Origin of the sequence: Streptomyces sp. NPDC051214 (assembly GCF_040682375.1) — a bacterium.
Classification (GTDB): Bacteria; Actinomycetota; Actinomycetes; order Streptomycetales; family Streptomycetaceae; genus Streptomyces.
The window spans coordinates 174,388-198,074 of the sequence record NZ_JBFBAT010000013.1; the positions used below are offsets into that span (position 1 = coordinate 174,388).

25 protein-coding genes are annotated in these 23,687 nt (G+C 69.3%); 10 read left to right on the top strand and 15 right to left on the bottom strand.

Translation table 11 applies throughout. The features are described 5' to 3' along the window. Nucleotides 1-69 precede the first annotated feature (69 nt). Together AB0M70_RS31180 and AB0M70_RS31185 are read left to right on the top strand one after the other, a co-directional pair. The gene (locus AB0M70_RS31180) at nt 70-1,080 is read left to right on the top strand and encodes an NAD-dependent epimerase/dehydratase family protein (RefSeq protein ID WP_365825124.1); all 1,011 of its coding nucleotides are present in this window, start codon (nt 70-72) and stop codon (nt 1,078-1,080) included. A 12-nt stretch (nt 1,081-1,092) separates the two neighbouring features. Then, entirely contained in the window at nt 1,093-1,977 is an 885-nt protein-coding gene (locus AB0M70_RS31185) for an aldo/keto reductase (RefSeq protein ID WP_365825126.1), read from the top strand. A gap of 73 nt (nt 1,978-2,050) precedes the next feature. On the opposite strand, the gene AB0M70_RS31190 is transcribed toward AB0M70_RS31185, so the two are convergent. The 3 genes from AB0M70_RS31190 to AB0M70_RS31200 all read right to left on the bottom strand — a co-directional run bounded on the left by AB0M70_RS31190 (nt 2,051) and on the right by AB0M70_RS31200 (nt 4,417). Further along, nucleotides 2,051-3,118, bottom strand: a complete 1,068-nt coding sequence (locus AB0M70_RS31190; RefSeq protein ID WP_365825128.1) for an FAD-dependent oxidoreductase — start codon at nt 3,116-3,118, stop codon at nt 2,051-2,053. A gap of 87 nt (nt 3,119-3,205) precedes the next feature. Beyond that, nucleotides 3,206-4,138: a hypothetical protein gene (locus tag AB0M70_RS31195; RefSeq protein WP_365825130.1), complete on the bottom strand. Its 933-nt coding sequence runs from the start codon at nt 4,136-4,138 to the stop codon at nt 3,206-3,208. A 117-nt stretch (nt 4,139-4,255) separates the two neighbouring features. Further along, the gene (locus AB0M70_RS31200) at nt 4,256-4,417 is read right to left on the bottom strand and encodes a hypothetical protein (RefSeq protein ID WP_365825132.1); all 162 of its coding nucleotides are present in this window, start codon (nt 4,415-4,417) and stop codon (nt 4,256-4,258) included. 160 nt (nt 4,418-4,577) lie between these two features. Between AB0M70_RS31200 and AB0M70_RS31205 the strand changes: the two genes are divergently transcribed. Next, a complete protein-coding gene (locus AB0M70_RS31205) occupies nt 4,578-4,802 on the top strand; it encodes a hypothetical protein (RefSeq protein WP_365825134.1) in 225 nt (74 codons plus the stop codon). 64 nt (nt 4,803-4,866) lie between these two features. Here AB0M70_RS31205 and AB0M70_RS31210 read toward each other — a convergent pair whose 3' ends face one another. Beyond that, the gene (locus AB0M70_RS31210) at nt 4,867-6,129 is read right to left on the bottom strand and encodes an MFS transporter (protein WP_365825136.1); all 1,263 of its coding nucleotides are present in this window, start codon (nt 6,127-6,129) and stop codon (nt 4,867-4,869) included. 38 nt (nt 6,130-6,167) lie between these two features. Between AB0M70_RS31210 and AB0M70_RS31215 the strand changes: the two genes are divergently transcribed. Continuing rightward, nucleotides 6,168-6,764 (top strand): CGNR zinc finger domain-containing protein, encoded by a 597-nt coding sequence (locus tag AB0M70_RS31215; protein WP_365825138.1) that lies wholly within the window; start codon nt 6,168-6,170, stop codon nt 6,762-6,764. Between the two features lie 133 nt (nt 6,765-6,897). Then, nucleotides 6,898-7,263 (top strand): hypothetical protein, encoded by a 366-nt coding sequence (locus AB0M70_RS31220; RefSeq protein WP_365825140.1) that lies wholly within the window; start codon nt 6,898-6,900, stop codon nt 7,261-7,263. Between the two features lie 102 nt (nt 7,264-7,365). Here the strand turns inward: AB0M70_RS31220 and AB0M70_RS31225 are convergent, their stop codons facing one another. The 5 genes from AB0M70_RS31225 to AB0M70_RS31245 all read right to left on the bottom strand — a co-directional run bounded on the left by AB0M70_RS31225 (nt 7,366) and on the right by AB0M70_RS31245 (nt 13,556). Next, complete coding sequence (locus tag AB0M70_RS31225; RefSeq protein WP_365825313.1) at nt 7,366-8,736, bottom strand: cellulose binding domain-containing protein; 1,371 nt, start codon at nt 8,734-8,736, stop codon at nt 7,366-7,368. A gap of 65 nt (nt 8,737-8,801) precedes the next feature. After that, entirely contained in the window at nt 8,802-10,367 is a 1,566-nt protein-coding gene (locus tag AB0M70_RS31230; protein ID WP_365825142.1) for a beta-N-acetylhexosaminidase, read from the bottom strand. A 51-nt stretch (nt 10,368-10,418) separates the two neighbouring features. Further along, on the bottom strand, nt 10,419-11,255 hold the full coding sequence (locus AB0M70_RS31235) for a carbohydrate ABC transporter permease (protein ID WP_365825144.1): 837 nt from the start codon (nt 11,253-11,255) through the stop codon (nt 10,419-10,421). Beyond that, nucleotides 11,252-12,136, bottom strand: coding sequence for a sugar ABC transporter permease (locus AB0M70_RS31240; protein ID WP_365825315.1), 885 nt, complete (start codon nt 12,134-12,136; stop codon nt 11,252-11,254). The genes AB0M70_RS31235 and AB0M70_RS31240 overlap by 4 nt, the downstream gene beginning before the upstream one ends. Before the next feature lie 151 nt (nt 12,137-12,287). Beyond that, the gene (locus AB0M70_RS31245) at nt 12,288-13,556 is read right to left on the bottom strand and encodes an extracellular solute-binding protein (RefSeq protein ID WP_365825146.1); all 1,269 of its coding nucleotides are present in this window, start codon (nt 13,554-13,556) and stop codon (nt 12,288-12,290) included. Nucleotides 13,557-13,821: 265 nt separating this feature from the next. On the opposite strand from AB0M70_RS31245, the gene AB0M70_RS31250 reads away from it, so the two are divergent. The 3 genes from AB0M70_RS31250 to AB0M70_RS31260 all read left to right on the top strand — a co-directional run bounded on the left by AB0M70_RS31250 (nt 13,822) and on the right by AB0M70_RS31260 (nt 16,247). Continuing rightward, a complete protein-coding gene (locus AB0M70_RS31250) occupies nt 13,822-14,634 on the top strand; it encodes a GntR family transcriptional regulator (protein ID WP_365825317.1) in 813 nt (270 codons plus the stop codon). A gap of 193 nt (nt 14,635-14,827) precedes the next feature. Then, complete coding sequence (locus AB0M70_RS31255) at nt 14,828-15,796, top strand: mechanosensitive ion channel family protein (RefSeq protein ID WP_365825148.1); 969 nt, start codon at nt 14,828-14,830, stop codon at nt 15,794-15,796. 61 nt (nt 15,797-15,857) lie between these two features. Continuing rightward, nucleotides 15,858-16,247, top strand: coding sequence for an FhaA domain-containing protein (locus AB0M70_RS31260; RefSeq protein ID WP_365825150.1), 390 nt, complete (start codon nt 15,858-15,860; stop codon nt 16,245-16,247). A gap of 13 nt (nt 16,248-16,260) precedes the next feature. On the opposite strand, the gene AB0M70_RS31265 is transcribed toward AB0M70_RS31260, so the two are convergent. The 4 genes from AB0M70_RS31265 to AB0M70_RS31280 all read right to left on the bottom strand — a co-directional run bounded on the left by AB0M70_RS31265 (nt 16,261) and on the right by AB0M70_RS31280 (nt 20,630). Continuing rightward, nucleotides 16,261-17,433 carry a serine hydrolase domain-containing protein gene (locus tag AB0M70_RS31265; protein ID WP_365825152.1) on the bottom strand — a complete coding sequence of 391 codons (1,173 nt, stop codon included), beginning with the start codon at nt 17,431-17,433 and terminating at the stop codon, nt 16,261-16,263. 228 nt (nt 17,434-17,661) lie between these two features. Further along, complete coding sequence (locus AB0M70_RS31270) at nt 17,662-19,137, bottom strand: FG-GAP and VCBS repeat-containing protein (protein ID WP_365825154.1); 1,476 nt, start codon at nt 19,135-19,137, stop codon at nt 17,662-17,664. 149 nt (nt 19,138-19,286) lie between these two features. Then, nucleotides 19,287-19,652, bottom strand: coding sequence for a darcynin family protein (locus AB0M70_RS31275; protein ID WP_365825156.1), 366 nt, complete (start codon nt 19,650-19,652; stop codon nt 19,287-19,289). 84 nt (nt 19,653-19,736) lie between these two features. After that, nucleotides 19,737-20,630 (bottom strand): NAD(P)H-binding protein, encoded by an 894-nt coding sequence (locus AB0M70_RS31280; protein WP_365825158.1) that lies wholly within the window; start codon nt 20,628-20,630, stop codon nt 19,737-19,739. Between the two features lie 113 nt (nt 20,631-20,743). On the opposite strand from AB0M70_RS31280, the gene AB0M70_RS31285 reads away from it, so the two are divergent. After that, a complete protein-coding gene (locus AB0M70_RS31285; RefSeq protein ID WP_365825160.1) occupies nt 20,744-21,688 on the top strand; it encodes a LysR family transcriptional regulator in 945 nt (314 codons plus the stop codon). 14 nt (nt 21,689-21,702) lie between these two features. On the opposite strand, the gene AB0M70_RS31290 is transcribed toward AB0M70_RS31285, so the two are convergent. Both AB0M70_RS31290 and AB0M70_RS31295 read right to left on the bottom strand, forming a co-directional pair. Next, nucleotides 21,703-22,293 (bottom strand): SMI1/KNR4 family protein, encoded by a 591-nt coding sequence (locus AB0M70_RS31290; RefSeq protein ID WP_365825162.1) that lies wholly within the window; start codon nt 22,291-22,293, stop codon nt 21,703-21,705. Between the two features lie 74 nt (nt 22,294-22,367). After that, entirely contained in the window at nt 22,368-22,931 is a 564-nt protein-coding gene (locus tag AB0M70_RS31295; protein WP_365825164.1) for a dihydrofolate reductase family protein, read from the bottom strand. 313 nt (nt 22,932-23,244) lie between these two features. On the opposite strand from AB0M70_RS31295, the gene AB0M70_RS31300 reads away from it, so the two are divergent. Then, the gene (locus AB0M70_RS31300) at nt 23,245-23,652 is read left to right on the top strand and encodes an FxLYD domain-containing protein (protein ID WP_365825166.1); all 408 of its coding nucleotides are present in this window, start codon (nt 23,245-23,247) and stop codon (nt 23,650-23,652) included. Nucleotides 23,653-23,687: the final 35 nt, after the last annotated feature.

A 23,687-nucleotide genomic window follows, 5' to 3' on the forward strand; every position in this document is an offset into this window, starting at 1 on the left:
GTATTCCTTAATACGTAGCCAGTAAGCAGGCACTTCTACTGACGACCTTAGGTGTTCAGGATGAGGGGCATGCAAAGAATCTGCGTCATCGGCGGAAGCCGCTACTTCGGCAAGCTCTTGGTCCAGCTCCTGCACGCGGCAGGCCATCAGGTCAGCGTGGTCAACCGCGGTTCCATCCCGCCACCGGCAGGGGTCGAGCACCTTGTTGCCGACCGCGATGACGAAGCTGCCCTGACCGCCGCACTGGGCGAGCGCAGCTTCGACGTCGTCGTGGACCAGGTCTGCTACACACCGATACAGGCCGCAATCGCCGCCCGCGTCTTCAACGGCCGCGCCCAGCGTTACGTCATGACCTCCACGATCGAGGTCTACGATCCGGCGACCGCTGCACTGCCCGTCGTCGCGGCCCGGACTCCGATCCCTGAGCAGACGGTCGATCCGGGCGCGTGGCGGGTGCAGTTGGACCTGCCCTGGCACGACACGGCGTACTTGGAGGCTCACTACGCCGAGGGGAAGCGTCAGGCGGAGGCTGTCTTCGCACAGCATCGCGGGTTCGACTTCGCCTCCGTGCGCAGCGCCCACGTCCTGGGCGGCGGCCCGCAGGAGTTCACGGGCCGGCTGGCGCACTACATTGAGCACATCACCCAGGGCACGCAGATCACCGTGCACGCCCAGGCGCTGCCCACGGTCTTCATCCATTACCGGGAGCTGGCCGACCTGCTGCTGTGGGCGGCCACGGCCACCGACTTCACGGGCCCCCTCAACGCATGCTCCGACGGCCCGCTCGATGTCCGCGCCCTGAGTGCTGTGATCGCCGCACAGACCGGCACGGAAGCCGTTTTCCGCAGCGTCGGGGCGGGCGAGCCGGCCTCGCCGTTCTCCTTCGACCGCCACTACGCCATGAGCAACGCCCGCGCGAAGGAACTGGGCTTCCACTTCTCCCACACCGCACGTTGGCTCCCCGAAGCCGTCGCCGAAGCCACCCCTGCGGCCGTCGCTGAAGCCGTCGTCGAAACCCTCAACGCACCGCCCGCCTCCGCCCGTACCGCCGCCGCCAACGCTGCCACCACCGCAACCTGAGGAGCAGACACCATGCGCTACCGCACCATCGGGGATACCGCCGTGAGCGCCGTCGGCCTGGGCGCCATGCCGCTGTCCATCGAGCACCGCCCGGACGAGCAGCGGGCCATCGCCACCATCCACGCGGCCCTGGACTCCGGGGTCACGCTCATCGACACCGCCGACAGCTACCACTGGCACGCCGACGAAGCCGGCCACAACGAGCTGCTCATCGCCCGCGCCCTGGCCCTCTACGGCGGCGACACCTCCCACCTGCTGATCGCCACCAAGGGCGGCCGGGGCCGCCCCGGCGACGGCAGCTGGACCATCAACGCCACCCCCTCCCACCTCAAGCACGCCGCCGAAGCCTCCCTCCGACGCTTGGGCGGGGAAGCCATCGGCCTGTACCAGCTGCACAAGCCCGACCCTGCCGTCCCCTGGGCGGACTCCGTGGGCGCACTGCGCGAACTGCTCGACGCCGGCACCGTCCGATCCGCCGGGATCTCCAACGTCACCACCGATCAGATCCGCGAGGCGCACACCATCCTGGGCTCGGGCCTGGTCTCCGTACAGAACCAGTACTCACCCGCTGTCCGCGACAGCGAGCCCGAGCTGCAGCTGAGCACCCAACTGGGCCTGGCCTTCCTGCCCTGGAGCCCCCTGGGCGGCATCTCGCGAAGCTCTCTGGACGGCCCCTCCGGGCCGACCGGGGCCGAAACCGCCTTCCACCGCATCGCAGCCGAGCGCGGTGTCAGCCCCCAACAGATCGCCCTGGCCTGGCTGTTGTCCCGTTCCCCGGCGGTGATCCCCGTACCGGGCGCCAGCCGTCCGGCATCGATTCGAGACTCCGCCGAGGCGACCGAGCTTGACCTGACCGCAGCGGAACGGAGTCAGTTGGAGGACGCACTGGCACGGTGAACCAGTGCGGTGAACCGGTGCGAGGACGCCGGGCGGGCGTCGGTTCGGCATGGTGCGTGTCTGCCCTCTGCCCTTACGAGGCGGGGCCGGTCGGCGGGCGACAGTGCCGTAGGTCAGGAGGCGGACTGCCCGTCACGATTTCGTCCGCGATGAGCCGTCCGGCGGTGGGCGCCAGGCTGATGGCGGAATGCATGACAGCGACGTACACGGATCGATCGCGTGTCGCGTATCCGATGACGGGCCCGTGCGCAGGCATGGGGCGCATGCCGGTGCGGTAGCCCAGCAGGCGGCACCGGTCGCTCCCCCGAAAGGTTTCCTTGAGTCGCTGGAGCGTGTGGTGCGCAGCCTGCTCCGAGACCGTAGCCGCCCCTTCACCGTGCGGCAGGACCATCAAGAGCTCCCCGTCCCGAACCTCTCGGACCTCGAAGTCAGTTCTGGCTACGATGGTTTTGACCATCCCGGGTGGTGCGGTGACCCGCGCGAGGGTGGCCGGGGAGGCCGCGATGGGCAAGTCGGCTGGCAGCGGCTTGCAGAGCTTGGGGACATTGATTCCGGCCGTGAGGATCACGGTCTCGGCGGTGTGGAGACCTGTCGCCGACAGCACGCCCTCGACGCGTCCGTTGGTCACCTGCAAGGACGTGACCGCGGTGTCGTGGAGCACGGTCGCCCCGCGTGTGATGGCGGCTGCCACGAGGGCATGGGTCAAGGCTGCCGGGTCGACGCCCGCATCGCTCGGAGTGTGGATGGCTCGGTCAGGTGGGTGCAGGAGGTTGGGCTCCAGCACCTCAATGTCGTCCCGCCCTATGCGGAACTGGCCTGGCCCCAGCCGCGATTCCTCATCCGGTGGGTCGCCCCAGGACAGCGAACCGGTCCGGCGGACAGCAACATGGGGCAGGTCGGGTAGTTGGGTCAGTTCCTCCTCCAGGCGTCGGTAGTCCGCCAGGACGTACTCACGAAGATCCCGGGCACCACCGGGCCAATGGCCTCCCGCGCCTCTGATCCAGGCGAAGGAGTTTCCGGTGACCCCGGCTGCCGGTGCAGGTCCTTGCTCGAGCAGGGTGACCGGGACGCCGCGACGTGCGAGGTGGTAGGCCACTGAGGAGCCGACGATTCCCGCACCGACAACAACTACGGCTGACATGACGTCCTTTCCGGTGGGCCAACGACCTTCAAAGTCGGAACCGCGGCAGTGAATTTGCGGAGACGACCCAGCGCTCGCGCTTCCGAGTCACACCAGCGGCATGGGTTCGCTGCCGGTGCGGCACCATGGCTTCTCATACCTCCCCTCACATATCTGGCAGTACGCGCGGAGATGTGCGGCGCCGGGACCCATCCGGTCGCTGGGTTGCGCGGCGTACAGGGCGTTCTGAAAACGCGCGACCAACTGCGGGGCAGCGCAGGTGCAGACGGGGACGTCGAAAACGGGCGGGAGTTGGGCGGTCTCAGCTCCGACATACTTCGGTGCCGTCCACACCGTGGCGATGGCACGCTGCGGGGGCCGCAAGGGAAGGCGCGGGGCGTGCGCGACGATGCGACGCGTGAACGCCCAGTCCAGAAAGTCGGGCAGAGAGGCGGAGACCGCCGACCAGCCTCCGTCGGAGAACTTCACCAGGCCCTCGGCGACGGTCAGGTCACTTTCGCCATCCATCCTCTCCAGGCGTATAGACGGCACGGTGCCCAGCCAGGGAGGCCGGCGCCGGTCGCTGAACCAGATCGAGGAGACACCGTCGGCGCCCATGCGTTCGGTCCGGGTCACTATCTCGCCGCCGGTGATCGGGGACAGCTGGGCCTCGAGCGCGATCCTCCAGCCGCCCACGGGATCACTGGCCAGCACGTCGGCCCGCCAGGCACCTCCGGGGCCGGGGAACTCGAGCTCAGCGTGCGCGCCCGCATCGCGGGCAGCGGTGGCAAGTTCGAGCTTGAGCAGGTGATGGGCGACGGACTCCAGTCCGAGCGCGCAGGTGGGGGCGCCCGGAGCATGCGCGAAGAAGCGCAGGCCGCTGCGGGAGGTCTTCGCGTACATCGGGTGCCGGCACTCGTCACAGGTGATCGGTGCGGGCGGGCGTACCTTCCACACTGCCTCCCAGCTCTGCCCACATCCGAGATCGGGCAGATGAGCGAACACGGTCCCCCACTGCGCGTGCACCGCCCTGAACGCCACACCGGCCCCCTTACTGATCGACTGGTGACCAGTGTGGCGCGCCGCTCTGACATCGCGTCATGCTGCGACCGGCAGAGAGCCGCCGATCAGCGGTCTGCGCCCTCGGGCAGCCCGTCCTCAGCTGCCGGGGCGCTCCGCGTGCTGACTCTCACGGACCCGGGATTCCGCTTCGGCACGGGTGGGCCCCCAGGCGACGGCACCGGTCCTCTGGTCGAGGGCCATCACGCCGCCACTTTCGCTCTCAATGTCGTCGGCAAGGTAAATGATCTGCGCGTTCACAAGCTGTCCTGACCTGGGCGATGGAAAAAGCTTTGCGCTGCCAACGCCAGGACCGCCCATCTGGTCACGAAAGAGCGAGCAGACGGACTCCCTCGATACCAGCCACCGGTAGCGGTTGTGGCGAGGTCCTACGGGCATACGGGTCGGCGGGAGGTGCACGGTGACGAGACGATCCGAAGCTCCGGCCTGGGCCCGGCCGGGAGCACGCTGGGTGCCCTGGTTCTACTGGCCGATGCTCTGCCTGAGCACCACCGTCCTGGTGTGGCGAATCGTGGACGGCGACACAGCGGGAGAGATCGCCATCACCGCCCTCATATGCGTGGCGTTCGCCAGCCTCCTGATTGCCAACCGAAGGCATCGACGACAGCAGCACACCAAGGCCTGAAGAGCTCAGAAGGCAAGGCCCGGCATCAACCCGCCTCAAAGCAATGACCGCTTCTACGTGAACGTCAAGTAGGCGGCTGCTGCCCTCTATGCTGCCCGCAGGGCCGAGGGAGCTCCCCGCTCTTCATCGCCAAACAGGCCAGTGCCGCGCAGGCGGCCACGCTCGCGGCGAGTGCCAGGGTGCCCGGGAGGGACCACGTCACGAGGGGGCCTGCGGCCGCCGTCCCCAGCGCGAAGCCGGTGATCTTCAGGCTGGCGCCGGTGGTGAAGATCTGGCCGCGCAGGTGCTCTGGGGATTCCCGGTGGCGGATGGCGAACAACGCGGTCAGTTGCGGGCCTTCACCCATCCCCGTCATGAGGACGCCCGCGATGAGCACCGTGGGTGACCCCGATGACCCCGTGGCCGCCAGAGCCAACCCGCCGGCCTGGAGCAGGATGCCGGCCCACATGCTCGTGTCGGGGGTGACGGAACGCGGAAACCGTACGAGTGCGGCATTGGCCGCCAAGGCGGAGACGGCCGCGCAGGCAAGCAGCATCGCGCCGCGGCCTGCTCCGCCCAGGACGCGCTCCCCCAGGAGCGGGATGCACGCCATGAGCATCCCCGTGGCGACACAGGAGACGACGGAGCCAAGGGTCGCTCGGGCCAGGGCCGGCTTGCTGACGATGGTCCGCATGCCGGCGGCCAGGTCGGTGATCACCGAGGTCGCCGACGTCGCGTGCCCGCCCCGCGCCCGAACCACACGGGCAGGACCCGCAGGGCGAGCAGGCAGCACCCATGCAGCCGGTAACGCCAAGCCGATCAGTGCCACCGAGGCCACCACGGCCGACGGAGCTCCCCATGCTTCCGCGACGCCGCCGGCGAGAGCCGGGCCGGCCAGACTCGCCACGTTGAAGGTCATGGCGTCGAGTGCGTTCGCCCGGGGCAGATGGTCGCCGAGCGCCACGCGCGGCAGTTGGGCCGTCCATCCGCCCGACAGTGCCGGTCCAAGGAGTCCTGTCACCACGGCGATCAGGAGGGTGACGGTGAACGGTATGCGGCCGAGGCTCACGAGCAGCACGGCCAGCCCCGTCGCGTACATGAGCAGGGCCCCGGCCAGCAGGCGCCCCGGTCGTTGCGCTCTGTCCAGGAGGGCCCCGAGCACCGGCCCGCCCACCACTGCGGAGATCGTGATGCCCGCGAGCAGCGACGACGCCTCGACGGTCGAGCCGGCCACGGCGTATCCCGCCAGCATCAACGCCGGTCCTGTCATCTCGTCCCCCGCACGAGCCGCCACCGCTCCGGCGAGATAGAGGTGGAGGTGGAGGTGGAGTGAGCCACGCTTTCTCATCGGCCAGACGGTACGGAGGTAACTCAAAACTCGGCAAGATGCGTTACATTCCCCGAGTGTCCCCACGTAGCGACGACTGGTCCACCCGGCACTCCGTGCTGACCACGGCTCGGCGAACCGCCGCCCTGCTCAACGCCCTTGCCGACGAGCACCCTGATCCGAACGAGGTCGCCGATGTGCTCCGTGCATACGGTGAGCCCGACCCCGTCGATCTCACTCCCCGCGAGGTCGCCGGGATGCGGGCAGCCGCCGCTCTGCTGCGGCAGGTCTTCGCCGCCGAGCACGTCGACGGCGCCGCAGCCACCCTCAACCGTCTTCTGCGGGACCACACCGGAGCGCTCCGCCTGACCTCGCACGACGGCGGCACCCCCTGGCATCCGCACCTCGACCACGACGACGACGCGCCCTGGGACCAGTGGCTTCTCGCCTCCTCCTGCATGGCCCTGGCCGTCCTCGTCTGGGACCGCCAGCGCCCGCCCGGCGGAATCTGCGCCTCCCCCAGCTGCCACAACGTCTTCATCACCCAGGGCAGCGGCCCGGAGCGCCGCTACTGCTCCCGCCGATGCGCGACCCGCGAACGCGTCGCAGCCCATCGACGCGCCGCCGCGGAACCGCGAACGACAGACGTTTCATGAGCCGTTGAGTGGCAACACGGTCCGCATGGCTGACGAGAGAAGAAACTCTGATGACAACGCCGGAAACACTCGGCAGAGCGCGAAGACAGCAGCCGCCAAGGGGCGGTCCACCGCGAGTACAGGGGCGCGCAAGGTGAACACCACGGCACAGAAGGCGAAGCAGGAATCGGCTGAGGCCGCCGAGAAGGCGAAGGGTTCCGCCGGGGAGGCGGCCGACGCCGCCGGTTCCGGTGCGCAGTCGTTCGGTCTCGCGACGCAGCGCGCGAAGCAGGCGGCAGCCGCCGGACTCGAGAGCGGCGGCAAGACGGTGGCGGCAGCCACCGGCAAGGTCACTTCGACGGCGGTCGCGGGCTGGACCCTGGTGAAGAACCGCAAGGCCATAGCCGCGGGTGCTGCCGCAGGTCTGGTCAGCGTGGTCGGCCTTTCCTTCACCGCCGGGCGCAAGACAGCGAAGATCCAGGGCGGACCGTTGACGCGACTGACGCATGGCCGTCTCTGACTGCTGTCTCATACAACCAACCACTTCGGGCGTCGGGGTGGAGAGAGCCGAGCTCTCTCCACCCCGACGCCTTTCTGCAGCAGTGTGTGGTCCTCTCTCATGTCACGCGGAGGGCACCGTGTCCTCGAAGGCGGTCCCCGCAGTGCGGTAAGCGGCCACCTTGGCGGCCACCTGTGCGGGGCTCAGGACCTGGTCCTTGACGTGCAGTACGTAGTCGACCTGCTGGTCGTACGCGCGCGGGCTGGTGCTGGTCTGCCCGGCGAGGTCGATCAGCCACTGGTTGAAGTTGATGGACATGGGCCGCTCCGGCAGATACGCGGCGTCGTGCGTGCCGAACGGCTGCCCGTCGACGTAGTACTTGATGGAGCTGTTGTCGATGGTGACGACGAGGTCGTGCCAGCCGGCGTAGCTCTGCCGGCTCTCGGTGTGCTGGTTGACGGCCTGCCAGGGGTCGGGGTTGTAGGTCTCCCAGGACGTCGTGTAGAGGATGTTCGACGGCTCGCCCCAGCCGCCGTTGGGCAGGTACTCGAAGTCGTACTCGGCGTAGTCGTCCGCCATCGGTGCCTTGAGGTCGTTGATGGTGAAGAACGTCTGCACCAGGTGGTCGCCGTCCGGACCGCTCTTGGGCGCGTCGCTGAACTTCACGCGCGCCGCGTAGGTCCCGTTCTTGAACTTCGTCGCCTTGGTGAGCACTTCGGTCTGCTTGGTGCTCTCGCCCGTGCCGGCCGTCGACGTCTCCAGGTTCATCACCGAGTTGCCGCCGGAGGCGGAGAACGTGACGTTCTGCGGTGCCCAGGTCGCTCCCGGCACCCCGGGGCCGCCCGAGTTGGAGCGCACGTTCCAGCCGTGCGCCGAGATGGCCGGGTCGTCGTGCTTCGTGTAGTTGAAGTCGTCGAAGAGGCTCGCTCCGGAGCCGGGCGGGTCGGTGGGGTCGGTCGGATCCGTGGGGTCGGTCGGGTCGTTGCCCTCGGGGGCGGTGCCCCAGACCGTCGCCCCGTCCACTTGTGCGGTGACCTTCGTCCAGTTCGCGTAGGAGCTCTGCGTGGCGCCGAAGGAGTAGTCGTCGCGCTGGTTCAGCGACTGCCAGTCGGAGCGGTGGAAGCGCAGCTGAAGGTCGCCGCTGTCGGCTCCGGCGGCCAGGGAACCGGCGCCCGGGGTGAAGCCGATCTCCAGATAGCGGTCGGCGGTGGCGGTCGGGTGGGCGAGCGTACCGAAGGTGCCGGTGATGTTGCCGCAGCCCTTCACGGCCCACGAGCAGGCGAAGCGGTAGGTGGCGCTCGCGGAGTCGGCCTTGAAGTAGTAGCGCAGCTTCACGCCGCTGAGGGCCACCGGGGAGGAGCCGGTGTTCTTCACCTTCAGCCAGGGTTCGGCCTGGTCACTGCCGGTGGAGCCGGTGTGGTACTGCACCGACACGGCGCCCGCGGCGGCACCGGCCTCGGTGGCGGGCAGCGCGGCGAGAGTGGTGCAGCCCATCAGGGCGACGAGAGCGCAGCGTGCCGATCTCGTGAGCGCGGTGCGGGAGGGCCTTCGTGCAGGACTCATCTCGATTCCTCTCCGAAACGGTGGGGGACGGGGACGTACGGGTCGAACGGTCCGTGCCGCACGCCGAGTGCGGCGAGCCTGGCGCCGTGTGCGACCAGGCGGGCGCGGGCCAGGGGCCAGGGCGAGGCGCCGTGCCAGGCTCGGTCGGCGAGCGCGGCGAGCCGGGGGAAGACCAGGTAGTCGACGTGGCCGGCGGTGGGGGCGAGTTCGGTCCACAACTGGGCCTGGACGCCGAGCAGTTCGCCGTCCGCGGTGTGGTCGTCGGGTGGGTCGTGGTCGTGGACGGTGCGCAAGTCGACCACGGCGCCGGGCTGGGCGGGTGGTTCGTCCGGGGACGCGGACTGGGCGTAGTCGAGGTAGGTGGCGCTGTAGTGGCTGCTGACCACGGCGTGTCCGCGTTTGAGGGCGACGCGGGTGTGCTCGGGATCGCGCCAGGTCATGACGGTGAACTCGGGTGGCAGCCCCTCCCCTGTCTCGACCCACGCGGTGGGGATGCGGCCGCGCTCGAGGAGGTGGTCGCCGATCCGGCCGAGGAACCAGCCGCGCAACTCGCCCGGCCCCGACAGCCCTTCGGCTTTGATGCGTTCGCGTGCGGCGGGGCTGGTGGCCCACTCGGTCGTGGGGCATTCGTCACCGCCGACGTGCACGTGCGGGGAGGGGAAGATGTCCAGGGCGGTGTCGAGGACGGTGCGGCAGAAGTCGAGGGCGGGGTCGTGGACGCCCAGGACCGTGTCGCACACGCCCCAGCGGGTCCACACGTCGAGCCGGCGGCCCGGGACGTTGCCCAGTTCGGGGTAGGCGGCCAGGGCGGCGCGGGTGTGGCCGGGCATCTCCACCTCGGGCACGAGGGTGACGCCGCGGTCGGCGGCGTAGGCGACCAGGTCGCGCAGTTCCCGTTCCGTGTAGGCGCCTTCGTGCGGGGTTCCATCGAAGATATCGGATCCGTCGGGACCCACCATGGACTGTGCGCGCCGTGCGCCCACCTCGGTCAGCAGCGGGTAGTCGGCGACCGGCAGGCGCCAGCCCTGGTCGTCGGTGAGGTGCAGGTGCAGCACGTTCAGTTTGTGCAGGGCCAGCAGATCGACGTAGCGGCGCAGGAACGACACGGGCTGGAAGTGGCGTGCCACGTCGAGCATGAACCCGCGCCAGGCGCGCCGCGGTACGTCGGTGATCTCGGCGCAGGGAAGGCGCCAGGGCACTCCCGGCCGTGCGCGGCCGGACAGGGCTTCGACGGGGAGCAGTTGCCGGATGGTCTGGATGCCGCGCAGCAGGCCGGTGGGGTGGGCGGCCCGCAGCAGCACGGCGTCGGGTGAGACGGTCAGGCCGTAGCCTTCCGTGCCGAGTCCGCTCAGTCCTGGGTCGTGGGCGAGGACGAAGGGCGCGTCGGGGGCTGCGGGGAGCGGGAGTCCGGTGGCGGGCGCGATGAGGGTGCGCAGCAGGGCGGCGGCGGGTTCCGCGCCCGGTGTGACGCGGAGTGTGGTTGCCGCATCGAGGGTGAAGTGGCCGGGTCTCAGGGTCAGTTGGGTGGGTGCGGGCACGAGTGTGGGGCGGGACGCGGGCACGGCGGACCTCCGGTGCGGGCGTGGGGAGATGCGGGACAGGTGCGGTGCGGGTCAGCCCTTGACGGCGCCGGAGGCGAACCCGGATGTCACGTGTCGCTGCAGCAGCAGGAAGATCGCAAGGGCGGGCAATGCGAACAGGGTCGAGGCGGCCATGGTGGCGCCCCAGTCGGTGCCGAAGGTGTTGTGGAACGAGGACAGCCATACCGGCAGGGTCCGGTGGTCCTGCTGTTTGATGATCAGGAAGTTGGCGTAGGCGAACTCGTTCCACGCCGTGATGTAGCCGAACAGCGAGGTCGCCATCAGTCCCGGCGCGAGCAGCGGGAACGCCACATGGCGGAACGCGCCGAAGCGGGTGCAGCCGTCGACCTGGGCCGATTCCTCGAGCTCCGCCGGGATCGTGGCGATGAAGCCGCGCAGCACGACGACGGTGAAGGGCAGCGTCATCATGAAGTAGATGAGGGTCAGCGTCGGCAGCCGGTCGAGCATCCCGGTGTCCCGGGAGATGATGTAGACGGGGATGATCAGGGACTCCCACGGCGCCATCTGCGCGATGAACACCATGAGCATGAACTGGCGTCGCCCGTGCCAGCGCATCCGGGCCACCGCGAACGAGGCGCCGAGCGCGACGATCAGGGCCAGGGCGACGGCGGCCAGGGTGACGAGCACGCTGTTGCGCCAGAACAGGGCGAATCCGTCGGCGTCGACGGCTCGCCGGAAGTGGTCGAGCGTCCAGCTCTGCGGCAGCAGTTGAGGGCTGTCGGACTGGATGTCGCGGGACGGCTTGAAGGCGGTGGTGACCATCCAGTAGACGGGGAAGAGGCAGACGACGACCGTCACGGTGGCGGCGATGTTGAGCGGCAGGCGGCGCAGTGTGCGCGAGGTCGTCACAGCTCGGTCTCCTGTCGGAACATCTGGCGGAAGTAGGCGACGAGCACGCCGGACATGAGCAGCACGGTCAGCATCGACGCGGCCGATCCGAGGTCGTAGCGCTGCTGGGCCAGTGCGGTCTGCACGGCGTAGACCGGCAGGATCGTCGTGGCGTCGCCCGGTCCGCCGCGGGTCATCACCCAGATCTGCACGAACGCCTTGAACGTCCAGATGACTTCGAGGGAGAGCACGAGCATGAAGATCGGCCGGACGATCGGCAGGGTGACGGAGTGGAAGATCCGGAATCCCGATGCGCCGTCGATGCGCGCGGCCTCATAAAGCTCGGCGGGCACGGTGGTCAGCGCCGAGTACAGGGTGATCGCCGCGAACGGCACCGACTGCCACACGACCAGGGTGACCAGGATGGCGAACGCCGCCGGCCCGTGGGCCAGCCAGGGATAGCCCTCGAAGGAGCTGAAGCCGAGGCCGGTGAGGGCGTGGTTGACGATCCCGAACTCGGAGTGGAAGAGCCACTGGAACACGGTGGTCGCCGCGACCACGGGCATCGCCCAGGTGAGGACGAGTGCGCTGAGCACGGCCGTGCGGCCGAAGCGCCCGAGCCGTTCCACCATCAGCGCCACGAGTGTCGACAGGACCATGATGAGTGCGACGTTGACGGCCATGAAGAGGAACGTGCGGCGCACCACTTCCCAGAACCGCGGGTCGGACAGCAGTTCCGTGTAGTTGTCGAGGCCGGTGAAGTGCGCCTCTCCCATGATGAGTTGGCGCAGGCCGAAGTCCTGGAAGGAGATCAGGACGGCCCGCGCCAGCGGGTAGGCGAGCAGGTAGAGCATCCCGAGGAGCGTGGGCGCCACGAGCAGGTAGGGCCAGATCCCGGACATCGTGGAGCGGCGGGTGGTGGTCAGGGGTGGACGCCGAGGCGGTCGGGACACCACCGGGTCGCGGACGATCGTCACGGCGCACTCCTTTCGGTGTGGGTTCGCGGTGCGGGGTTTCGGTGCGGGGTCGTGACGCGGGTGGCCAAGGGGCGGGTCAGGAGCCGGACTTCATGGCGGTGGTGATGGCGTCGGAGGCCTCGGCGGCCTTCTTCTTCGGGTCGCCGCCGGTCAGGACGGCGGTCAGATAGTCCTTGATGGGGTTCTTGGCCTCGACGGCCGCCCAGCCCGGCGTGTTGGGCGTCGCGTGCCCGACGGCCGCTCCGACCGCCATGGCGGAGGCGCCCGGATCGTCGGCGACCGCGCCGGCGAGCGTGGTCTTGTTGGGGACGTAGCTCATGGCGACGGCGAGCTTCTTCTGCCACTTGTCGCCGGTCAGCTCCTTGACGAAGGTGTACGCGGCGTCGTGATGCTGCGACACCGTGGGGATCACCAGGTCGGAGCCGCCGGTGAAGACCGCGCCCGGGGTGTCGGCCGTCTTGCCCGGGATCGGGAAGAAGCCCAGCTTGTCCTTGAGCTTCGGATTGTTCTGGGCGACGACGTTGGCGCCGCCCGGCGTGCTGATGACCTGCGCGACCTGGCCCTTGGCCATCACCTCGGCCTGCGGCGGCTGTGCCTCGTCGGAGTCCTTGGGTCCCTTGCCGAGGGCCTGCAGCTTCTCGTAGAAGGCCATCGCGCGCAGCGCCTCGGGGCTGTCCAGGGTGCCCTTCCAGGTGTCGCCCGACTCGACGGCGAGGTCGCCGCCCTCGTCCCAGACGAAGCCGGCGTAGGTGTACCAGTTCTGCCCGGGCAGGTAAATGCCCTGTTGGGAGCCCTTGTTGAGCTTCTTCGTCGCGGCCACCCACTGGTCACGGGTCTTGATGGCGGCGGCGTCGATGCCGGCCTTCTCGAAGAGGTCCTTGCGGTAGATGACGACGCGGTTCGCCGCGTAGTACGGGATGCCGTACTGCTTGCCCTCCCAGGCGCCCGGCTCGGCGAGCCCCTTGAGCCAGGCGTCGCCGCCGAGGTCGTCGACCTTGTCGCTCAGGTCCTTCAGGCCGCCGCTCTGGGCGAACTGGGCGACCTGGGTGTTGCCCGTCTCGATGACATCGGGGGCGTCGTTGCTGGCCAGCGCGGCGGTGACCTTCTCGCCGATGCCGTCCCACTCCTGGATCTGAATGCGTGCGTCGATGTCCGGGTGCGCGGCCTCGAAGCCCTTCTCGAAGTCCTTCTGGAAGGCGGCCGAGACGCTGTCGCGCATCAGCCACACATCGATCGCTGTCTTCCCGCCGCCGGCCGAATCCCCGTCACCGGAGCCGGACGAGCAGGCGCTGAGCCCGGCGACCGCGACGAGCGCGGACACACCGGCAAGGAAACGGAACTTCACGGTTCACCTCTGGGGTGCCGGACCTAACCAGCATCTAACTGGTCAGGTGACCTCTGGTGAGGGAGAAAGCTGGCATAGACCAATGGCTGCGTCAACCCCCGTCGCACGCACGGGAGTTAATGATTTGGTTGTCGATCTCCTGGCTTTCGTGGTCAACTGGTCAGACAGCTGGTTGTACGGCAAGAGGGGGCGGACGGTGACCACCGACGCGAACGACGCGGGCGGGACGGCGAAAGCAGGGGTCGGACGGCGCCCCTCGGGAGCGGTGCTCAAGCGGGAGCGAGTCCGTGACCACCTCCTGCAACTCATCGAGTCACAGCGCCCCGGCGACCCCATCCCCTCCGAACGCGCGCTCTGCGCGGACCTGGGTGTCTCGCGCCCCACCCTGCGCGCGGCCGTCGACGAACTGGTCGCTGCGGGCGTTCTGGTCCGCGAACACGGCCGCGGCATGTTCGTCGCACCGGAGAAGATCACCCAGGAACTGATCTCACCCGCGCACGGGCTTAAGGTGCCGCGCGCGGGGGGCGCCTGGTCCAGCCGCCTCCTGGAGTTCACCACCATCCAGGCCGGCGCCCGCGTCGGCCGCAAGCTGCGCCTCTCCCCCGCCGCCCGGATCGTGTACGTGGCCAGGCTGCGGCTCGTCGACGGCGCCCCGATGGCCATCGAGCACCTGCACATCCGCGCCGATCTGGTGCCCGGCCTCTCCGCGCAGGAACTGGAGAGCGGCGATCTGTACGAGCATCTGAGCGAACACCACGACGTTCATGTCCGCGAAGCGACCCAGACCATCGAGCCGACGGTGGTGACCCGGGCCGAGGCCGAGGTGCTCGAAGTGCCCGAGCTCTCCCCCGCCCTGCTGGTCGAGCGGCTCACCTCGGACCATTCCGGCTGCCCGGTCGAGTACGTCCACTCGCTCTATCGGGGCGACCGCTACCGCATCGTCTCCCGGCTCACCCTCGGCCCGGCCGCCACCGCAGCGGAGCAGACGCCCAGCCACCACCCCGGCATCCCCCCGGGCGACTTCGCCCACCGGGACACGGTCGCCTCCTCGACGCACGGCGACGTACAAGCCCTCTGAACCGGGCATCCGCGCCGACGCCAGACCGCTGGAGAGCGTGCTCCGGCCGGCCCCGGCCAAACGCCGGGGCGCGCCTTTCCATGCCCGAGTCACGCTCCTCACACACGTCCTGCACACTCTTTGACCGGCATCAGCAACGGTCGCTACGGTCCCCGCTGCGATCTTGCAAGTCGACCGAGTGGAGCAGAATCCCGTGTCACACCAAGCGATGTCAGCCCCGGGCTGGCTGCGGGACCACGCGGTGACGCTGATAGGCGTCCCGCTGCGCATCGCGCTCATCGTCGTGGGAGCGATGATCGTACGAGGTCTGGCCAAGAAGGCCATCACCCGCGTCGTGCAGCGCATCCTGCAGCCGTCGGAGGAACAGAACCAGCCTCGCCGCACCGGCCGCGGCCCGGCCGTGCTGCACCGCGACCGCAGCCGGGCCAAGGAGCGCCGGGAACAGCGCGCCCGCACCATCGGCTCGGTGCTCAGCAGCATCGTCACCGTCGTGGTCGGCGTCATGGCCCTGGCCATGCTCCTCGACCAGATCGGCATCGCCCTCGGACCGCTGCTCGCCAGCGCCGGCGTGGTGGGCCTGGCCATCGGCTTCGGCGCCCAGAGCCTCGTCGCGGACTACCTCTCCGGCATGCTCATCATGCTCGAGGACCAGTACGGCGTCGGCGACTCCGTGGACCTCGGCGAAGCCGTCGGCGAGGTGGAGCACGTGGGCCTGCGGCTCACGCAGGTCCGCGATCTCAACGGCGGCCTGTGGCACATCCGCAACGGCGAGATCCTTCGCGTGCGCAACGACAGTCAGGAGTGGGCCCGCGCCGTCCTGGACGTCTCGGTGGCGTACGACTCGAATCTCGACACCGTCTACAGCGCCCTGGAACGCACCGGTCACGTTATGCGCCAAGAGGCGCAGTTCGCCTCGGTCATGCTGGAGGACCTCGCCGTCTGGGGGGTTCAGTCCCTGGACACCGATGGCGTCGTGGTGCGTGTGGCCGTCAAGACTCTCCCCATGCAGCAGTGGGCCGTCACGCGCGAACTGCGCCGTCGCGTCAAGGAAGCCCTGGACGAAGCGGGCATCGACATCCCCTACGCCCAGCGCACCGTATGGATGCGTACGGACAATGACATCACGGTCAGGGCAGGCAGCGGGACGTCAGCATCGAATTGACCGCCCGTGCGTGCACGCCCTCCGATCGGGAACCCGTGACGTCATGGGAATCATCAGCAATGTGGAGAACACTCTGGAGAAGTGGGTCGACCCGCTGTGGACACGTCTGCTGCCCGGACAGCACGACCAGCCGGAAGTCCTGGCCGAACTCCGTCAGGAGTGCGACGAGAACACGATCATCATCGACCGGCAACGCATCGTGGCACCCAACACCTACACGCTCGAGCTGCCCGCGGACGCGCACAGGAAGCTGGCCGCGAGCAAGGCGCAGGTGCAGCGTCAGCTCGGCGCGCAGGTCTGTCGGCACGCGGCTGAACAGGGCTACACCTTCCCCGGCCCGGTCTCGGTGCACGTGCACCCCACACAGGACGACACGGTCGACCGCTTCCGCCTGCACAGCGACATCGACCCCAGCGAGCGGACCGATCCCGAGGGAGCGGCAGAGAGCTGAGTCCGTCTCCTGCCTACCGCTTGCGCAACAGCGCGCAGACGAGGTTCTCCTCCACGGTCCGCAGCCGCTTCAGGAGATCCGGCTTGTTCGTCTTGTTGATCTGCGTGGTGAGGGAGAGGGTCAGGGACCGCTTGCCGTTCGGGGAGGCCGCGATCAGTTGCGTGTAACCGGGGAAGTTGCCCGTGTGGCCGTACACGACGCCGCAGCGGGTGGTGTACCGGAAGAGGGCCAGGCCGGCTTTGTTCTTGCCGGGGCCCGCGGGTTCGGATGCGCCATTCACCCATTTCAGCTGCTGCCGGCGTGTCCGGTCGGAGATCAGCTTTCCGCCCGCGTAACCGCGGATGAACGCCGTCATGTCCTTCGGCGTGGAGATGATCCCGCCCGATGCCCACACGCCTGACGCACTCAGCACCTCGCTGAGGTCCTCGGGCGGGTTCGACGGGGTGACGTCGTAGCCGTGCATGTACGGCCTCGGCATCCGGTAACCCTGCGGCAGGCTGGTGCTGCGCAGGCCCAGCGGGCGGTAGACGAACTCGGCGAGCAGTTCCTCGTAGGGGCGGTCCGTCACCGCCTCGGCCATCAGCGCCACGGCGATGTTGTCGGAGTTGGAGTAGGTGTACCGGGCCCCGGGGCGGAACACCAACGGCTCTTGGGCGACGAAGTCCAGCAGCCGGCGGGAGTCGAAATGACGGCGCGGGTTCTCGGTCACCAGCTCCAGGAACCTCGGGTTCGCGCTGAAGTCCGGCAGCCCGCTGGTGTGGTTCAGGAGCTGGCGCAGCGTGACCCGGTGCCATGCGCGCGGCAGCCGGGGAAGCACCTTGCCGATGGTGTCGTTCAGGCGCAGCTTCCCGCAGTCGACGAGGTGCAGGGCGACGGCGCCGCTGTACGCCTTGGCCGTACTGGCGATGCGCATGTGGTCGGTGGCCCTGATCGGGCGGTCGGTGCCGGTCTTGGCAACCCCGGCCCGGTAGACCTCGGTGCGGTGTCCGCGCTTGAGGACGGCGATGGCTCCGGGCGGCCCGCCGGGTGCGGTGGTCAGTTCCCGCAACTGCCGTTGCAGCGTGCGGTCGTCGCCCGCGGGCACGTCCGCGGCGTGGGCCGGGGCCTGCACCAGGCCCGCCGTGCAGGCCGCGGCCAGGAGAGCGACCAGGGGGAGGCGGACCTGCGGAAAGCTGGGAGCTGGCACGGAAAGACTCCTGAGGCGTGAGCGCGGCGGGACGTCAGAGCGATCAGCTGCCGACAGGGCAGCTGATCTTCTGGGCCCACAGGTGGTGCAGCACCGACGTGCTCTGCACCAGGGCACCTTCCGTTCATCCCATAACAGGATGTACAGAAACAAACGGCTGCCCGAAGACCTGCGTGACGCGGCCGTACTGCACCTCAATGAGTGACACGGAAGCCACCGGCGCACGCTTTAGGGGATCACCGTTCCCGAGCCGTTGTCGTTGCTCAGGTTCGCGCCGAACAGCGCCTGCGCCGCCGGTGCGCCGATGTCCACCGGGTTGTACGCGACCGACTGCGAGGCCGTGGCCCCTGAGGCGGAGCCACGCAGCAGCCACACCGCGCCGCCGTTCACGACGCTGCCCAGGTTCTCGCCCGGGGCTCCCGTGATCAGGTCCGCCTTGCCGTCGCCCGTCATGTCGAGCACGCGCAGCGACCCGCCGAACAGGTCACCGGACTCCGCGACTCCCGGCACACCCTCCGTGTCCTGGTGGAACGCCTGCGCTCCCGTGCCGGTCAGCCCGTTCTTGCCGCCCTTGAGCAGCACGACGGCGCCCGCCTTGGCCTTCGAGCCGATCGCCTCGCCGGGTACCCCGACGGCCAGGTCGGGGTAGCCGTCGGCGTTCGCGTCGCCGGTGGCCAGCCGTCCGCCGAACTGGTCACCCTTCTCGCTCGCCCCGGGGACGCCCGCCGTGCTCTGGGTGATCGTCTGCGTGCGGGTCTGGCTGGGGCCGGTCGGCGAGCCGTAGTAGATCTTGACGGTGCCGGGGTCCTCCTCGGTGCCCTCCGTGTCGCCGTTCGGGAAGATCCGGGTGGCGAGGTCGGCGTAGCCGTCGTGGTCGAAGTCGGCGACAGCCGTGGAGGCGGAAGAGTTCAGGCGCTGCGGGACGGTGGACAGGCCGGTCTTGGTGCCGAGCCACAACTTGCCGCCCTCGGCGTGGTTCTCGTAGACGTAGAAAGTCGCGAGGTCCTCGATGCCGTCGCCGTTGAAGTCGCCCGTGGCCGTCGAGTTGATGGAGTTGTCGGTGCTGTAGACCTTGACCTGCTGCTCACGGGCGGGGGCGCCGCTCCGGTTGAAGGGGCCGTAGAGCACGTCGTGGTAGTCGTAGTCCGTGCCGTTGCGCAGGAACAGATCCGTGTGCCCGTCGGCGTCGAAATCGCCCGCGGTGAGGTCGTCGCCGACCTCGGCGTTGGCCGGTGCGCCGATGCGGACGGCGCCCTGGCCGGAGATTCCGGTCTCCCGGCCCCACAGCACGGTCACCGAGCCGTTGACGTTGTCGTCGGGCCGGTAGTCGCGGGCGACCACCGCCAGGTCGGTCAGGCCGTCGCCGTCGAGGTCCCGGGAGATCATCGCGTAGCCGAAGACCTGATTGTCGCCGGAGGCGCCGGGCACACCGGTGGTGTCCTGGGTGATGACGGTGGTGCGGGCGGGGTCGAGACCCCGCGCCGAACCGTAGCTGACCGTGATGTGGCCGGCCCGCTCGTGGCCGCCGACCTTCGCGCCGGGGGCGGCGACGGCTACGTCCTGGTAGCCGTCGCCGTCGAAGTCCTCGCGCACGGTCGCGGCGCCGTCCGCCGCGAAGGCGCCGCCCGCGACGATCGGCACGCCGAGCGATCCGATCAGGGCGGCGGCCACGGCGGTCGATATGGCAGGTCGGCGAATGCCCACGGTTCCTCCTTGAGCGCGAGCGACGTCGAGACACGTGCGCGCAGATGTGATTCACCTTCGAGACTCACGGAAACCGCGGATGGTTGTGCGCACAACGACACCTGAACGGGCGGAGGCCGGCGGTGGAGGCGGCGTAGGCCGAGGATGCCTCAGGTGGTGATGGTGGCCACGGGATCGAGACCGTAGGTGCGGGCGTAGCCGTTCTCGGCGCCGACGAGCAGGTCCACGACCTCGAAGTAGCGGTCCCAGAAGGGAGTTTCCCGCAGTGCGTCGATGAGGAGCTGGTAGGAGTGATGACTGTCCGCTTCCCAGACCCAGACGTCGGTGACGCGGGACGAGTAGAACTCGGTGTCGTAGAAGCGTGAGCGGACCCCGGTGGTCCTGGCCTCGATGACGGGGACGACCTCGGTGGCGAAGGCGTCCACCCGTTCCTGGACGGTCATCGCGAGCCACTCGGGGCTGGTCTTGACGAGGATGAAGGCGGTCACCGTTGCTTCGGCTTCCTTGGTGGGCATGAGGGGGTCCTTCCAACTGGTGCAGGGATGCGGTGTGGTGGGCACCACCGACTCGACTCGGTGGTGCGGTGGAACGGGCCTGGGTCAGGCCAGGACGGCCGGCTTGAGGGTCTGGGCGCACCACTGCTCGAAGGTGGTGGGGGATGCGGTGTCCGCGGTGCGGGTGACGCCCGCGTCGAGGCCGTCGTCCTTGGCCTGCTTCATGTCGGCGATGCCTTGTACGAACGCTTCGTGGAGGCCGTAGCCGAGGAGGGTGGTGCGCAGATCTTCCAGCGACTGGCGCTCGTAGCGCACGGGGTGGCCCAGCTGCTCGGTCATGATGCGGGCCAGGTCGTTGGGGGAAAGGTCCTGGGGCCCCAGAACCGGGACGTCGTCGGTGCCGGTCCAGGAGCGGTCGAGCAGCAGGCGTGCCGCGACGGCGGCGATGTCGGCGACGGCGACGAGGGGGGCCTTGCGGTCGGCGTCGGCGGCGTCCGTGAAGACACCCTTCTCGCGGATCGAGTCGGCCTCCTCCAGGAGGTTCTCGAAGAAGGAGGGGTTGGCCAGGGCCCGGTAGGCGGCGCCGGAGGTCGCGATGAGGTCGTCCATGGCGAGGGATGCGGTGACGAGCCCGGCGCGGTCGGCGAGCGGAGTGCCGCGGCCGAGCGCCGAGACGCCGACGACGTGTCCGACGCCGTGGGCGGTGAGCGCCTTCGCCGCGGGGCGGGTGAAGCCGCAGTAGGCATCGGCCGGGGATAGGGAGGCGTCCGGGGGGACGAGCCAGAAGACGGCGTCCGCACCCTCGAAGGCCCGGTCGACGACCTCGGTGTCACCGTGCGAGCCGACGACCACCTCGACGTGGTCGCGTACTTCGTCGGGCAGCCGGGCCGGATCGCGTGCGATCACGCGCAGTTCCTCGCCGTGGGCGGGGGCGGCCCGGACGAGCAGGGGCAGCAGGTGGCGGCCGATGTTTCCCGTGGGAGCAGTGATGACGATCATGAAAACCTCGTGGGTCGTGCCGGATCGGTACGTCCCTCATCCTGCGGAGGAGCACGGTGATGCCACAATGGGAATCTCGGCACGCAATCATTGCCTGAAATGGAATTACCCTGGTGAACAGCTCTGATCCGGTCATCGACGCCCAACTCGCCGTCGCGCTCGACGCCTTGCTGAGCGAGCAGAGCGTCACGCGTGCCGCCGCCCGCCTGCACACCTCCCCGGCAGCCATGAGCCGCACCCTGGCCCGCCTGCGCCGCACTCTCCAGGACCCGCTCCTTGTCCGGGCAGGGCAGCGCATGGTCCCCACCCCGCGCGCCCAGGCCCTGCGCGAGGAAGCCGCCGCCGTCGTACGCGGCCTGGGCGCGCTGCTCTCCCCCGGCACCGCCGTCGACCCCGCCACCCTGCGCAGCACCTTCACCCTCCAGGCCGCCGATCTGGTCGGCGCGGCACTGGCCTTCGGCCTGCTGCGACTGACCCGGCAAGAGGCGCCCGGGATCTCCTTGCGGTTCAGGGCCGAGGAGTTGGAGGCCGGGCCTGCCCTGCGCGACGGTCGAATTGACCTGGAGGTGGGCTCCATCGACCACGTCGATCCCGAGACCCGGGTCGAAAACCTGCTCACGCTGCGGATGGTGGCGGCCGTCCGGACCGGCCACCCCCTGACCGAACAACCCCTGACGCCGGCCCTGCTCGCCGCCGCCGACCATGTCGCGGTCAGCCGCCGCGGCAGGTTCACGGGCCCCCTCGACACCGCCCTGGCCGCACACGACCTGCGCCGGCGGGTCACCGTCGTCCTCCCCAGTCACCTGGCCGCGATGGCCCTGGCCGCCCGCAGCGACGTCGTCTGCCTGGTCCCCGCGGCACTCCCCGGCGCGGCCGGTTCACCCCTCACCGCCGACGCCACCGCTCTCGGCCTGCACCTCCTCGACATCCCCCTGCCCCTGCCGCCCCTGACCCTCGGCATGGCCTGGCACCCCCGCCAGGACGCCGACGGAGCCCACCGATGGCTCCGCGACGCCGTACGCCGCACACTGCACGCACCGGAAGGCTCAACTGCCTGACGCAACCGGTCACTTCAGCGGACGATCACCGGGGCCGACGGAAGCGGCGGCCCCCAGTCCGAGGGCAACAGGGCCCACGAGCCATGCCGCAGCCACTGCCCGAAACGGATCGGCCCGGCACCGCCGACGTGATCAAGGGAGAGCGGGACGATCCTTTCGCACGTCGCCCGCCCGTCCCACCACACCGTGCCTGCCAGCGGGCCCGTCAGCACCAGCAGCGTGGCGAATCCACAGCCGTGTTCCTGTAGGACGACGGCGCCCGCCGTCTTCCAGTCCTCGAACCTTCCTACCTCGTCGTCCCAGTGGCGCCAGGCGCTCCGGTACGCGCTCTCGGTCTCGAAGGACTCGGCCCGCGGCTCGCGATCCATCAACTCGTCGTCGGCCTGCTCGTAGGAGTCGGGATGCGGAAACGGCACGGCCAGGAGTGCACGCCGCTCTTCGTCGTTCCCGGCCCACCACCAGCCGCGGTCGGACCGCATCAGCCGGGCCAGTGCTCCGCCCGCGCTGACTTCGCGCAGGTAGGTGCGGTACTCCTCGGGGAGGAGCACACCCAGCTCGCGCTCGGCCTCGATTATCTCGGCCTCGGAGAGAGGCGGTTCATTCATGGAGTGATCTTAGGAGTCGGCTCGCTGCCGCTACTGGGGACAGGACCGACAATTCCCTGCTGGGAGTGATTCGCCTAGCGCAGCACGCGATAGTGGAGGAAGACGACCTTCGACTTGAAGGTGTGGGTCTCGACGAGATCAAGGTTCACCCGGCGCTCGTGCCGGTCGAAGAACGGGATGCCACCGCCGACCAGCACCGGGCAGAGCCTGACCCGATACTCGTCGATCAGACCCGACGCGGCCGCCTGGGCTGCCAGAGTCGCGCCGCCGATCGCGATGTCGCCCTCCCCCGGCTCGGCCCGCAACCGCCCGATCTCCTCCGCCACGCTGCCCGAGGCCAGGCGGGCGTTGCCCTGCAGTTGCGACAGGGTGGTGGTGAACACGACCTTGGGGAGCGGGTTCCACTGCGCGGCCCACTCACGCTGGGCGTCGTCGAGCGGGGAAATCTGGTCGGCGGTCTCCCAGTACAGCATCGTCTCGTACAACCGCCGCCCCATCAGATAGACGCCGGTCGCTCGGATCTCGTCGGTGACGAAGCGGAGAAGCTCCTCGTCGGCGTCCGTCCAGGCGAAGTCGCCGTCAGGCCCGACGATGTACCCGTCGAGCGAGACATTCATGGAATAGGTAACGCTGCGCATCACGCGTCCTCCTCGTTGACGAGTCGACTCGCGAGTCGACGCCTGGAGGCCCGCCTCATGGGTCGGCTCACGCTTCGACACTATGACCGCCGGGCGCCTTCAGACTCATCGCAACGCACGGACACCGACATGCGACGACGGGATCACGGCGCGATGATTGAGGCATCAGCTCCACGCGCCACCTGGGGTCCGAATGCCCACGCAGAACCCGCCGCCACCTCCCCGGGGCTGGGGTTCATCACCCGGCCGATCCTCGTGGGGGCAGCGGCCGCCGCCGCAGAGGCGCGGGTGCGGGCGCGCTGTGATGTACGGGGTGCTCGGGGCCGTCGCGCTCGTCGTCGTGGTGACCGCGATCGCCCTCATGGCGGGCGGCACAAGCGACCAGGACCCTGGTCCCGGGCAGTCCCCGAAACAGGAGCAGACCTCGCCGACCCTGACCGGACCTCGTGCTGATGTCGAGATCACGAAGTGTTCGGTCCTGGACGCGGTGCGTTGGCCGACGGCCGAGATTCGGATCACCAATCACAGTTCGAAGACGTCGAACTACGGGGTCGACGTCGAGTTCCTCGACGCGAAAGGCGAGCGGATCTCCGAGGGCTTCGCCGCGACCAACAACTTGGCCCCGGACCGCGTGGCGAACGAGACGGCCACCGGTACGCGGGAGGCAACGGGGACAGTGACATGTCGGGTCACCGATGTCACGCGTTACGCGTCGCCGTGAGGAAGTTGGCGGCGCTCACGTACGATCCCCGGTTC